This is a genomic window from Streptosporangium canum (assembly GCF_900113865.1).
GTDB classification, from domain to species: domain Bacteria; phylum Actinomycetota; class Actinomycetes; order Streptosporangiales; family Streptosporangiaceae; genus Streptosporangium; species Streptosporangium canum.
In genome coordinates, this window is record NZ_FOQY01000055.1 from 1 (window position 1) to 11,557 (window position 11,557).

11 protein-coding genes, 1 pseudogene and 1 riboswitch are annotated in these 11,557 nt (G+C 69.5%); of the genes and pseudogenes, 7 read left to right on the forward strand and 5 right to left on the reverse strand.

Annotated features, from left to right (window positions below; genetic code table 11):
* Window positions 1–275 (forward strand): zinc ribbon domain-containing protein (locus BM085_RS46575; RefSeq protein ID WP_143121269.1); only part of this gene is annotated, 275 nt, incomplete at its 5' end.
* Between the two features lie 228 nt (window positions 276–503).
* On the opposite strand, the pseudogene BM085_RS40520 reads toward BM085_RS46575, so the two are convergent.
* Window positions 504–2,267 (reverse strand): annotated as a pseudogene (locus tag BM085_RS40520) (recombinase family protein); the annotation flags it as partial.
* 379 nt (window positions 2,268–2,646) lie between these two features.
* Between BM085_RS40520 and BM085_RS40525 the strand changes: the two are divergent.
* From BM085_RS40525 to BM085_RS40550, 6 genes are all read left to right on the forward strand, one after another.
* Window positions 2,647–2,934: a YccF domain-containing protein gene (locus BM085_RS40525; RefSeq protein WP_093892057.1), complete on the forward strand. Its 288-nt coding sequence runs from the start codon at window positions 2,647–2,649 to the stop codon at window positions 2,932–2,934.
* A gap of 79 nt (window positions 2,935–3,013) precedes the next feature.
* On the forward strand, window positions 3,014–3,979 hold the full coding sequence (locus BM085_RS40530) for a YihY/virulence factor BrkB family protein (protein ID WP_242676133.1): 966 nt from the start codon (window positions 3,014–3,016) through the stop codon (window positions 3,977–3,979).
* Window positions 3,980–3,987: 8 nt separating this feature from the next.
* A riboswitch (ZMP/ZTP riboswitch) is annotated at window positions 3,988–4,069 on the forward strand.
* A gap of 33 nt (window positions 4,070–4,102) precedes the next feature.
* Window positions 4,103–5,359 carry a serine hydroxymethyltransferase gene (gene glyA, locus BM085_RS40535; protein WP_093892058.1) on the forward strand — a complete coding sequence of 419 codons (1,257 nt, stop codon included), beginning with the start codon at window positions 4,103–4,105 and terminating at the stop codon, window positions 5,357–5,359.
* A 318-nt stretch (window positions 5,360–5,677) separates the two neighbouring features.
* Entirely contained in the window at window positions 5,678–6,784 is a 1,107-nt protein-coding gene (rsgA, locus tag BM085_RS40540; protein ID WP_245789986.1) for a ribosome small subunit-dependent GTPase A, read from the forward strand.
* Window positions 6,785–6,972: 188 nt separating this feature from the next.
* The gene (locus BM085_RS40545) at window positions 6,973–7,347 is read left to right on the forward strand and encodes a hypothetical protein (protein ID WP_093892060.1); all 375 of its coding nucleotides are present in this window, start codon (window positions 6,973–6,975) and stop codon (window positions 7,345–7,347) included.
* A 56-nt stretch (window positions 7,348–7,403) separates the two neighbouring features.
* On the forward strand, window positions 7,404–7,649 hold the full coding sequence (locus BM085_RS40550) for a hypothetical protein (RefSeq protein WP_093892061.1): 246 nt from the start codon (window positions 7,404–7,406) through the stop codon (window positions 7,647–7,649).
* Window positions 7,650–7,868: 219 nt separating this feature from the next.
* Here BM085_RS40550 and BM085_RS40555 read toward each other — a convergent pair whose 3' ends face one another.
* The 4 genes from BM085_RS40555 to BM085_RS40570 form a co-directional block, all read right to left on the reverse strand.
* Window positions 7,869–8,183 carry a WhiB family transcriptional regulator gene (locus tag BM085_RS40555; RefSeq protein WP_012893126.1) on the reverse strand — a complete coding sequence of 105 codons (315 nt, stop codon included), beginning with the start codon at window positions 8,181–8,183 and terminating at the stop codon, window positions 7,869–7,871.
* Window positions 8,184–8,286: 103 nt separating this feature from the next.
* Window positions 8,287–9,225, reverse strand: a complete 939-nt coding sequence (locus tag BM085_RS46580; RefSeq protein ID WP_093892062.1) for a sucrase ferredoxin — start codon at window positions 9,223–9,225, stop codon at window positions 8,287–8,289.
* 234 nt (window positions 9,226–9,459) lie between these two features.
* Window positions 9,460–10,980 (reverse strand): glycerol-3-phosphate dehydrogenase/oxidase, encoded by a 1,521-nt coding sequence (locus BM085_RS40565; protein ID WP_093892063.1) that lies wholly within the window; start codon window positions 10,978–10,980, stop codon window positions 9,460–9,462.
* Window positions 10,977–11,543, reverse strand: a complete 567-nt coding sequence (locus BM085_RS40570; RefSeq protein ID WP_093892064.1) for a TetR/AcrR family transcriptional regulator — start codon at window positions 11,541–11,543, stop codon at window positions 10,977–10,979. Before BM085_RS40570 ends, BM085_RS40565 begins: the two co-directional genes overlap by 4 nt.
* Window positions 11,544–11,557: the final 14 nt, after the last annotated feature.

The following is an 11,557-nucleotide window of genomic DNA, read 5'->3' on the forward strand; positions in this document are numbered from 1 at the left end:
CCCAGCGGGTCACGCTGCATTCGTGGAGCTTCGCCCAACTGGGCGGCTTCATCGCCTACAAGGCCCGACGGGCCGGGATCGCCGTTATCCATGTCGATCCGGCCTACACCAGCCGGCAATGCTCGGCCTGCGGGCATACCGATCGGGCCAACCGGCCGGAGCAGGCCGTCTTTTCCTGTACGTCGTGCGGTTTCGCTGAGCATGCCGACGTCAACGCAGCCCGTAACATCGCCGCGCGCGGTGTAGCGGGCTGGGCAGTGAGTCACGCTGCCTGACGCGGACCAGACCGTCGAAGCCATCGACGGCGAGGAGCTGCAAGCTCGGTCGTTTACGGCCGAGAAGTTGACCATCAAGCGCGGGTCGATTCGCCCTTCGATCCGCATAGGAGGCAGCAGGTCAACGACGGGAACCGGCACCCGTTCGCATCCACCGAGTGCCTGTTCTACGCGCTCCCAGGCGCCATCTTCGGACCACTCGACGAAGTACTTCGACGCGGTGCTCGTCGAGCCGTATACCGCCCGGAGAGCAGGCCATGCACATCCGGAACGAGCCTTGTGCAGGATGGCGTTAACTACGCGCCTGATGGTGCCGTTCCGCCCCGCTGGGAGCAGCGGCTCAATCTTCCGCCACCGTTCATCCGTGAGGTCCGCCGCTGGGACGCCAAGGCCCGCGCTGCGGTACCAGGTCTGCACCGTGCAGGGAACTCCAGACTTGCGCGCCGGAACCGGACCTTCCACGTACACCTTGATGTCGAGGAGGGAGGGGATGTCGGCTTGTTCCATCGGCGTCACGTCGGTCAGCTGGAAGCGTGCCAGCTCTGCGAGTCTTTGAAGATCTTGAGCCCGCCGGTCAGTCTCCTCCAGCTCCGAGAGCCAGACGGCTGCTTCGTTACGCATCTGCTGCAACTGAGCAAGTTCGGCGTTGAGCGTGGTAGTGGCCTCTGCGATGGCATCGCCCGCCGCTTCCGCAGTGAGCCCCCGGACAGCGGCTTGCTTGGCCGAAGCGGCGATCACGGCAGCCATGGCGCTGTTCTGCACCACGATCTGCCGATCCAGTTCGTTGATGCGCTCTGAATGCGCGGCCGCGTCTCCCTGTGCCATACCGACCCAATCGGCAGCCAGCATCTCCAGCCGTCGAGGATCACGCAGGAGGCCGACGACCTCGGCCCAGACACGTGATTCAAGGGCTGGGGCATCGATGTAGGAGCACCCGCAGACCGGATCTCCGGGGATGGTCGGTGCCTTCCCGCTGCACCTGTATGCGCGCCCGAGGCCGGGGATCGAGTCGCGGTTGATTCCTGTGTACGTGGCACCGCAGAGGCCGATGACACGCCCGGTCAACGGGTAGAACGCCCGCCGGCCATCTGTCCGTAGGGTACGGGTGGCGGCCTTTCGGAGCGTGGCGGATTCTTCTCCGGACAAGATCCGGGGAAGTGTGATGGTCACGGGCTCGCCCCAGATGGGATTACCGGCAGGGTCGGTCTTGGCGTTTTCCCCACGGAAGATGATTGTCCCGTCGAGGATCGCCCGAGAGAGAATCCGATCCCGGAGGTTGGCTTGCGACCACGGCTTGCCCGACCTTGTGGTGATGCCCTGGGCATTGAGTCGGACGGCAGCTTTCCTCATGCTGAGCCCGTCCTCAACGATCATCCGATAGACGAGACGGATCACCTCGGACTCGTCATCATCGGTGATCAGCTGGGAGCCCTTGAGTCCCTTGCCCTGGACGCGGTAACCGAAGGGTGGTGGCCCGCCGATGTGCGGCGAACCGGCATCGTGAGCCTTCTCCTGGAGGCCGCCCTGTGTCCGGGCGCGGATGTTCTCCCACTCCGACTCTGCGTAATCGGCCTCACGGCGCATCTGCGCGCGGCCTTCCGCAGTGGTGTTGTCGATGTTCCGACTGACCAGGGCAACGAAGATCCCCATGTCTTCGAGCGCCCACACCCAGCGCCAGAACGCGCGCCCAACCCGTCCGATGCGGTCGCCCTTCTCGACGACGACCACATCGAACATCTGCTCGGCCGCATCCCGCATCAGGCGGTCGAAGTTGGGCCGCTGGCCCATCTCCTTGGAACCGGAGACACCCTTGTCACTGTACGTGGTTACATGGGTCCAGTTCTTGCCGTCGATGTACCGGCTGTTCTTCCGGCACTGACTCGCGAGGCCGTACCCGAGTCGCTGTTCTTCGGTGCTGACCCGCAGGTAGTCCACCGCGCGCAGTGTTCGGATCGAGGTTGTGTGCGAGGAAGCATCGAACGCGGCGCCCATGGGTGTGCTTTCATTGCTCACGTCGACTCCAGACAGTCGGCCAGCCCCGGGGCGGTTGCAGCCGTCGCCGGGGCGCTGTGTTTTTCAGCAGCCTACTCAGCAGATTGACGTTCCGTCGGGTTCTTGGGAATCTCACCGAATCGGACGCGGGGACCGAAAAGAATTCGTGGGAGACGGACGCTCTTTGCCGGTTCGAGAGCCTTTTCTTGTATCCAAACCACCCTCACTCGCGGCATTTCGGCCCCTTTTGTCCGGAGCCAGTCGAGCGCCCATAGCGAACTCGCGCGCAGTGGCGAGGTCTTCGGCGATCCCTGCTGCGAGGAGCATTTGGGCGGGGGTGTGGCCGGAGCTGGCGTAGCGCCAGGTTGCTTCTGTGGCGATGCCGTCGTCCCAGTCCGCATACAGGGTGGGCGCCGCGGCTGCGCGGCGGTGGTCGGTCCGCGATCCCGAGGCGGGCTGCCTGTCCACCGTCGGGAACGTGATCTGGTGCGTCGTGGCCGGGATCTGGCTGGCCATCGGGCACCTGCTGACCTCGATCCCGCTGTTCCTGTCGATCATCGGCATCCCGCTGGGGATCGCGAACATCAAGCTGATCCCGGTGTCGTTGCTGCCGCTGGGCGCCCGGATCGTCGACGCCGACGACCCCCTGGCGTTTTATCGCAGGTAGCACGGGTAGTGGACCCGAGATTCGATCGTTGCCGGACGAAGTCGTGATCAAGCACCACTAGGAAATACCGTTGTGTGCCATGACGTCCACTGATGCTCCGGCGCACCGGCCCGGGCCCGACAGGCGCTCACCGCGTGGGCGCAGGGCCAGGCTGCGTGCCGGGCTCTCCTGGGTGCGCGGGACGGGCACCTGGGCACTGGGATCCGCCACCGTGAACGCGGGCGTCACCTACCGGGTCACCGGCCTGGCCGGTGAGGCGGCGTTCTTCGCGCTGCTGTCGCTGCCGCCGTTCATGCTCGGCCTGATCGGCGTGCTCGGCCAGCTCACCCGGGTGTTCGGCCCGGAGACGCTGCAGAACGTCAGGGACTGGATCGACGCGCAGGCGCACCTGCTGTTCACCGACAACGCCGTGGACAGCGTCGTCACCCCGCTCGTCGAGGACGTGCTGAAACCCGAGAACCAGGTCTCGCTGATCTCGCTGGGCTTCCTGCTGGCGCTCTGGTCGGGCTCGCGGGCGCTGTTCGTCTACGTGGACCTGATCTCGGTCGCCTACGGGCTCGGCGAGGAACGCGGCATCATCCGCACCCGCCTGATGTCCTTCGGCTTCTACCTCGCGGGCCTGCTGGTCGGCCTGCTCGTCATGCCGGTCCTGGTCCTCGGCCCCGCCGCGCTGCGCGGCGCCCTGCCTCCCGACTACGCCCCGCTGGTCGACATCCTCTACTGGCCGGTGGTCATCATCGGCTCGGTGTTCTTCCTCACCCTGCTGTACCACGTGAGCGTGCCGGTGCGCACGCGCTGGTGGCGCGAGCTGCCCGGGGCCGTGCTCGCGTTCATCATCTGGATCGCCTGCGCCGCGGTGCTGCGCGCGGTGCTCGCCGCCTGGTTCTCCCCCGTCTCCATCTACGGCTCGCTGGCCGCTCCGATCGCGGTGCTGCTGTGGCTCTACATCACCGCGCTGGCCGTGCTCATCGGAGCCACGCTCAACGCCGAGGTGGACCGGCTCTGGCCGGTGGACGGAGCGGGCCGCGCCGGCCGCGCCGGCTAGTCCGCTATCGTCTATGACGCGACTGGCGCATTGGGTGGGAGAGACCACCGGGGAGCGGAATGGCGAAGGCCGTGCGCCTGGGTCTTCGCACGACGTCAACGATGACAGAGGAGTGAAGGCGCCATGAGTTCTCTTTCCAGCGTCGATCCGCAGATCGCCGAACTCATCAAGGCGGAGGAGCGGCGTCAGGCCGACACCGTCAAACTGATCGCCTCGGAGAACTACGTCTCCAGGGCCGTCCTCGAGGCCACCGGCACGGTCCTGACCAACAAGTATTCCGAGGGTTACCCCGGCAAGCGGTACTACGAGGGCCAGCAGGTCATCGACCAGGTCGAGACGCTCGCCATCGAGCGGGCCAAGTCCCTGTTCGGCGTGAACCACGCCAACGTCCAGCCCTACTCCGGCTCGCCCGCCAACCTCGCCATCTACCTGGCCTTCCTGAAGCCGGGCGACACGGTGATGGGGATGGGCCTGCCGTTCGGCGGCCACCTCACCCACGGCTGGTCGGTCTCCGCCACCGGCAAGTGGTTCAACCCGGTCCGCTACGGCGTGCGCCAGGACACCGGCCGCGTCGACATGGACGAGGTCCGCGAGATCGCCCTCCGCGAGCGGCCCAAGCTGATCTTCTGCGGTGGCACCGCGATCCCGCGCACCATCGACTTCCCGGCCTTCGCCGAGATCGCCCGCGAGGTCGGCGCGGTGCTCGCCGCCGACATCGCGCACATCGCCGGCCTGGTGGCCGGCGGCGCCCACCCGTCGCCGGTCGGTCACGCGGACGTCATCTCCACCACCACCCACAAGACCCTGCGCGGTCCCCGCGGCGCGATGCTCATGGCCACCGCCGACGAGCACGCCACCGCGCTCAACAAGGCCGTCTTCCCCGGTCTGCAGGGCGGCCCGCACAACCACACCACCGCGGCCATCGCGGTGGCGTTGAAGGAAGCGGCGACCGACGACTTCAAGGACTACGCCCGGCAGGTCGTCCTGAACGCCCAGGCGCTGGCCGAGGAGCTCAAGGGGCGCGGCTTCGACCTGGTCTCCGGCGGCACCGACAACCACCTCATCCTGTTCGACCTGACCCCGAAGGGCATCGGCGGCAAGCCCGCCGCCCAGGCCCTGGACCGGGCCGGCCTGGAGACCAACTACAACACCGTGCCCTTCGACACGCGCAAGCCGTTCGACCCGTCGGGCATCCGCATCGGCACCGCCGGTGTGACCAGCCGGGGCATGGGCGTGACCGAGATGCGGCAGATCGGCGCCTGGATCGACCAGGTCGTCACCGCCCTGGCCAAGGGCGAGGACGAGGCCGAGCACGTCATCACCCGGGTCCACAGCGAGGTCACCGAGCTGACCTCGCACTTCCCGGCACCCGGCCTGTGAGCTGAGCCGTCAGGGCCCCGGGACCTCCGCGTCCCGGGGCCTTCCGCGTCCGCCGCGCCGTACGGAGCGGGGGACGCGGGGCCGCGCGGACCGAGGCCCGGCGCGCGGTTATATGAGTTGCGGGGAGAGGGTGGGGCTGCGCTAATCTGCTGCTGCAGACGCCATCCGGCATGACCGGTGGCCACGGATTCTGGAGGTGAGGACTATGCGGGTCGTTCTGTCGAGCCTGCCATCCAACAACCTCCGGGTGCCCGTCTAGCCCATTTCACGCAGGGGCGCCCGGCTTTCCCAAAGGGTGTACCCACGTTGTCTTCGCCAGTGTCATCTGATTCTTCCGTTCTCTCCTCGCTCGGCTGGAACGACTCTCTCGCCGCCGAGCTCCCCGCCGGTCTCCTCCCCGCCCGGGTGGCCCGCGTCGACCGCGGCGCCGCCGAGGTGCTGTCCGCCGGCGGTCACTCCCAGGCCCACTACAGCGCCCAGGTACGGCGGGCCGCCGCCGCCGACCCCGTCGCGCTGCCCTGCGTGGGGGACTGGGCAGGGCTCCGGCGGCTGCCCGAGGGCCGCTTCGAGCTTGAGGCGGTGCTGCCCCGCCGTACCGCGTTCGTGCGCGGCGGCGTCGCCAGGGTCTCCCGGGGCGGTCTGTCCGGCGACTCCCAGGGGCAGGTGCTCGCGGCCAACGTCGACGTCGTCTTCGTCGCCGAGCCCGCCCTGCACGCCACCGACACCGCCGACCTGGGCCGGATCGAGCGGCTGCTCGCGCTGGCCTGGGAGAGCGGCGGCCTGCCGGTGGTGCTCGTCACCAAGTCCGACCTCGTCGGGGAGGGGCTCGACTTCCTGATGCGGGAGGTCGCCACGGCGGCGCCCGGGGTGGACGTGCATCCGGTCTGCTCGATCACCGGCGAGGGGGTCGAGATCGTGCGCGGTTATCTGGAGGGAACGCGCACCGCCGTGGTGCTCGGTGCTTCGGGCGCAGGCAAGTCCACGCTGGTCAACGCCCTCGCCGGGGGCGATGTGATGCAGACCCAGCAGGTCAGGGCGGGCGACGGCCGGGGGCGCCACACCACCGTGCACCGCGAGCTCATCCCGCTCAAGGACGGCGGCCTCATCATCGACACGCCTGGCATCCGCCGTGTCGGCCTGTACGACATGGGCGAGGGCGTGGACATGGTCTTCTCCGACATCGAGGACCTCGCCGAGCGGTGCAGGTTCGCCGACTGCGGGCACGACAGCGAGCCCGGCTGCGCGGTGATCGCCGCCATCGAGGACGGCACGCTGCCCGAGCGGCGGCTGGAGAGCTGGAACAAGCTCCAGCGGGAGGCCGCCTGGATGGCGTCCAGGAGCGACGCCCGGCTCCGCAAGGAGCTGCAGAACAGGTGGAAGGTCATCCACAAGGAGATGCGGAAGCCCGGCCGGAGCCGTCCGTGACCTCCGGGGTGTGAGCCCGGCCGGCCGGTAGGCAGGCGCGTCCGCTCCCGCCCGAGACCGTCCTCCGGCGCGGAAGGGGCGGGCGCGGACGCGCGTCCGCCCGCTCGGCGACGGTTGTGTCGCCCCAGGTCTGACTACTCTTACTCAGAGTTGAGTTTTGACTACTCTGAGTAGGCAAACCTTTAGGTGTGATCGCAGGCCTGCGCGGATGCATGCCGTCCCGGCGCCGCCGGACGGCTCGGTGGGTCGCGATCCTCGTCTGCCTCGGGCTCTTCCTGGGCTGGCACGAGAGTGTCCCGAGGCTGCCCGGGGGCGTGGCCGCCGAGATCGTCGCGTCCGAGGTGCAGCCCGTCGACGAGGTGCCCTCCACGCCCGTCACCCGTCACATCCAGGGCAAGCGCGATCCCCGTACGCAGGCCAGGGGGCCCGTGATGCCGGGCGCCTGGGGGGCGGTCCCGCCCGTGAACGGGGGGCCGGCCCGCAGGCCCGCCGCCGGGGGCTCCCCGGCCACACCGCAGGCCGAGGCCGATCGGCTGACCCTGCTGAGCATCTCTCGCATATAGGTCCGGCGGCTCGCCGTCCGGATCAGCACAGCACGCCCCATGCGAGGAGATAGCTCATGCGAGAGATTCACACGGTCACCGAGGCCTGGGACTTCCAGTGCCTGCGCTGCCTGCACGTCTGGGAGGACGTCTACGAGGCCTGTCACGCCGACGACGGGCGTCCGGTCGTGTGGCGCAGGCGGGGAATCGTCACCACCGCGCCCTGGGCCGACCAGACCTGCCCCGGCTGCTCCGCTCCCCAGGTCAAGCCACTGCCCGCACGGGGCCGGCGCGACATTCCGAGGGTCCCGCCGCAGGGTTGACCCGTCTGCGGGCGGTCGATGATGGCTTACAGTTGGAGGGACGGTAAGCGGTCGTCCGGGTAGGCGGCTGCCGGTATGGCTCGCCGGCGGTGACCTTCCTCACAGGGTGTCCCTCGGCATATCGCCGTGCGGAACACCCTGACCGTACACAACGACGTGTGATCTCGCAGGGGAATCAGCGAGATCACACGCGAGGGGAAAGCCGGGTGGAGGTACTGCTCAGGCGACGGCGCTGATGCCGGCGCTGGCGGCGCGGCGCATGCGACGGCGACGCTCGGAGGCGCGCTCGTCCTCGTTCAGACCGCCCCAGGTGCCGTACTTCTCCGGACGGGACAGTGCGTAGTCGAGGCATTCGGCGCGTACGGGGCACTGGGCACAGATGGCCTTGGCCTTACGCTCGCGAATGTCACGCTCAGGCTGACGCTCGCCGTCGGGACCGAAGAAGAGCACGAGGTCCTCGCCCCGGCACGCGGCGTCATCCTGCCAGCCCCAGCTGGGCCGGGGCCGGGCGGTCTGCCGACGTACCTGAGACATGAGAAAACCACCTTTTAGTGAGGGTATTTCGGGTTGATGCCGCATTGGACGTTTACGACGTCCCTGTGTCCAACGCCTGGATTGGCCGTGATGTTCCCTCAGGTCAGGTGAGGGCGGACGTGGCGTACCGCACAGGCGCGAGCCTGTCCAGCGTGACCAGCCGATAGGTAGTGATCGTGTCGGCGCAAGCCGTACCACATGGCGTTGTTAGCGTCATGGGTTCAACCACTACCCGAAAACGAGCGTCACTACCGCGCACGAACGCCTCGGTGGTGTCGCCGTCCGACCTGGAGGATTCCACGGCCACTCCGCCGACCGAGAGCTCGCCCGTGTGGGAGCGGACGAAATGCTCGGCGGCTTGCAATGGCTCAGGGATGCCTGCGCGTCCCCGGAAACGGTCGAGGATGACCTCGCCGGACCGGTACGCGTCGGCTGCCGCGATCGCAGCAGCCTGAGACATGCTGCCGTAGTAAAGCCCGTGTGGCAAGCACACGAGGTTGGCGGCGTATCGATCGCCGCCAACATGTGATGTTTCCCATACTCTGTCTGGCAATATTTCTGCCAGAGTGCGAGCGAGGGGTAGTCCAATGCGGGCGCAGCACGCGTTGCGCTTGGCATGCGTGCAGACCAGAAAAACCGGCTCACTCACAAGTATGCAGGACTCCGGGACCACTCCGGCCACCAAAGCATCCATGTCAAGATCGTCTGGACCTGCGAGGACGCTCTCCGCGAGCCATGGCTGGGCGGCCGTGGAGTCGGCGACCATGACGTGAATGCCGGTCCCGTAGGGGCTCCGCCGCCCCGGGCGGCGGATGAGCTGGGGCCGGATGCCGAGGTGCACAGCCCGTTTGATAAGAGTGTGCACGTCCTCGGGAAGGCGGCAGTCCTCCAGGTGGGAGGCCCAGGGGCCGGAGTGCTCGATGAGCAGCCAGAACCGGGCGCCTACCGTCGCGCTGGCGAGAACCGGCAGGTCACCTGTGTGGCATCCCCGAGGGTGCGTGCAGCCCCTGACCGCCGCACCCGAAACGCTCCCCGTGGCCACCGTGCGATCCCTTCATCTTGGCTTAGGTAAGACTAACCTAATGTACCCGAGGTGTGACGCGGGGGTCGCGGGAGGTGGGCGGTGCCGGTGAGCCATAGGGCCTCCGACGGGTCCGCGTCAATAGGGCGATGTCAACCGGTGTCAATGCGCTGTTGTCAATAGGCGGGCGGAAATAGGCGGGGGGAGAAGTCGGGCGGGCGGAGGCGGGCCTGTCGAGGGGGCGCCGAGGGGGTGTCAGTACGCCAGCGCCGCCCGCGCCGCGGGCAGGGCGGCCGCCCGGTCCTCGGGGACCAGGCCGATCCGGGTCCGGCGGTCGAGCAGGTCGTCGACGTCCAGCGCGCCCTCGTGCCTGACGGCCCAGACCAGCTCGGCCCGGGTGATCCCGGTCGGCAGCGGCTCGGCCAGCGCGGGATCCTCGGCCATCAGCGCCCGCACGGCCCCCGCCTCGCTCCCGTACCGCGCCCGCAGCCGGTCCGGGACCGCTCCGACCTTCCGGACCGCCCTGGCCTCCGGGACCGCTCCGGCTCCGACCAGCGGCAGCCGCGCCGTCCGGCTGCCCCCGGCCCCGAGGCGTCCGAGCGCCACCACGCGGTCCACCGCGTCCTCGGCCATCCGCCGGTAGGTGGTCAGCTTGCCGCCCACGACCGTCACGACCCCGCTCCCTGAGGTCAGCAGCGCGTGCTCCCGGGACAGGTCGGCGGTGCGTCCTCCGGCGGCGAGCAGCGGCCGCAGCCCGGCGTAGGTCCCGGCCACGTCCTGCCGCCCGAGCGGCACGCCCAGCACGGAGTTCAGCACGTCGAGCAGGAACGCCACGTCCTCCTCCGGGGCCTGCGGGACATCCGGGACGGGGCCCTCCACCGGCTCATCGGTCAGGCCGACGTAGACCCGGCCGTCGTGCTGGGGGAGCACCAGCGCGAACCTGTTGCTCTCGCCCGGGATCGGCACGTGCAGCCCGGCCCTGAGGCCCGGCAGGGTCTCCGGGCGGAGCACCAGGTGGGTGCCGCGTGAGGGCCGCATCCGGATGTCCGGGTCGAGCTGGGCCGCCCAGACGCCGGTGGCGTTGACCACGGTCCTGGCCCGGATCGCGAAGGTGCTCCCGGTGAGCTCGTCGCGGACCCGCGCCCCGTCCCCGGCCAGCTCCAGCGCCCGGCAGCGGGTCAGGATCCTCGCCCCCCGGGACGCGGCCGTCCTGGCCAGCGCGACCACCAGCCGCGCGTCGTCGACCAGCCGCCCGTCCCAGGACAGCAGGGCGCCGCGCAGGCCGTTCGGGCTCAGCGGGGCGGCGAGGGAGAGGGCCCGGCCGGCGGAGATCCGTGCCGGGCCGGGGAGGAGCCGGCGGGGAGTGCGCGCGGCCATCCGCAGTCCGTCGCCGAGCCGGTAGCCGGTCATCACCGTCGCGGCCTGGCCGCCGGAGACCGCGGGGGTCAGCGGCAGCAGGTACGGCTGGGCCCTGACCAGGTGCGGGGCGGTGTGCCGGAGCAGGAGGCCGCGCTCCACCGCGCTCTCGTGCGCCACCCTCACCTGGCCCCTGGCCAGGTAGCGGAGCCCGCCGTGGATCATCTTGGAACTCCACCTGGAGGTGCCGAAGGCCAGGTCGTGGGCGTCGATCGCGGTCACGGACAGGCCCCGGGAGGCGGCGTCGAGCGCCGCCCCGGCGCCGGTGGCGCCCAGCCCGACCACCAGCACGTCCACCACGAGATCCCCGGCCTCGGCGAGTTCGCGCGAGCGGCGGGCGGCGTTGAGGGAGGAGTTCACGGGCGCAGGTACCTCTCCAGGAGCGTGGCCAGCTCGGCGTCCAGGTCGTCCTGGGTGAGGGGGCCGAGCATGGTCGGGCCGGACAGCAGGAAGGACTGGGCGGTCAGCAGCACGGATCCGGCCAGCGTCCCGGGGTCGCCGGGCCGTACGGTGCCCAGGGTCTGGCCTCGCGCGATCGCCGACTCGACGAGCGCGAGCATGGCCTCGTGGCTGGAGCCCCTGCGGTGGAGCAGATAGGGCAGGAGCAGTTCGGGGTCCACTTCGACGATCTTGCGCCAGAGCGGATGGTCGCGCAGCTCCCGCACCACCCCGACCGCCGCGGTGACCGGGTCCTCGGCGGCGAACCGGCTCGCGACGAGCACCCATTCGCGGGTCATCAGGTCGGCGACGAGACCGCGCACGTCGGGCCAGCGGCGGTAGATCGTCATCCGGGACAGACCGGCCCGGCGCGCCACGTCGGTGAGCGTGGTCCGCCGCACCCCGACCGCGAGCACCATCTCGCGGGCGGCGTCGAGGACCGGGTCGCCGTTTCCCATGGTCGTATTGTGACGAATGGACGTCATCTGTCACAGTGTAG

Bases quoted from the DNA above. Each gene is read 5' to 3' on its own strand.
- BM085_RS40530 (WP_242676133.1), top strand. From the start codon at position 3,014: ATGACGTCCACTGATGCTCCGGCGCACCGGCCCGGGCCCGACAGGCGC.
- BM085_RS40555 (WP_012893126.1), bottom strand. From the start codon at position 8,183: ATGTCTCAGGTACGTCGGCAGACCGCCCGGCCCCGGCCCAGCTGGGGC.
- BM085_RS40550 (WP_093892061.1), top strand. From the start codon at position 7,404: ATGCGAGAGATTCACACGGTCACCGAGGCCTGGGACTTCCAGTGCCTG.
- BM085_RS40525 (WP_093892057.1), top strand. From the start codon at position 2,647: ATGCCGTCGTCCCAGTCCGCATACAGGGTGGGCGCCGCGGCTGCGCGG.
- glyA (WP_093892058.1), top strand. From the start codon at position 4,103: ATGAGTTCTCTTTCCAGCGTCGATCCGCAGATCGCCGAACTCATCAAG.
- BM085_RS40570 (WP_093892064.1), bottom strand. From the start codon at position 11,543: ATGACGTCCATTCGTCACAATACGACCATGGGAAACGGCGACCCGGTC.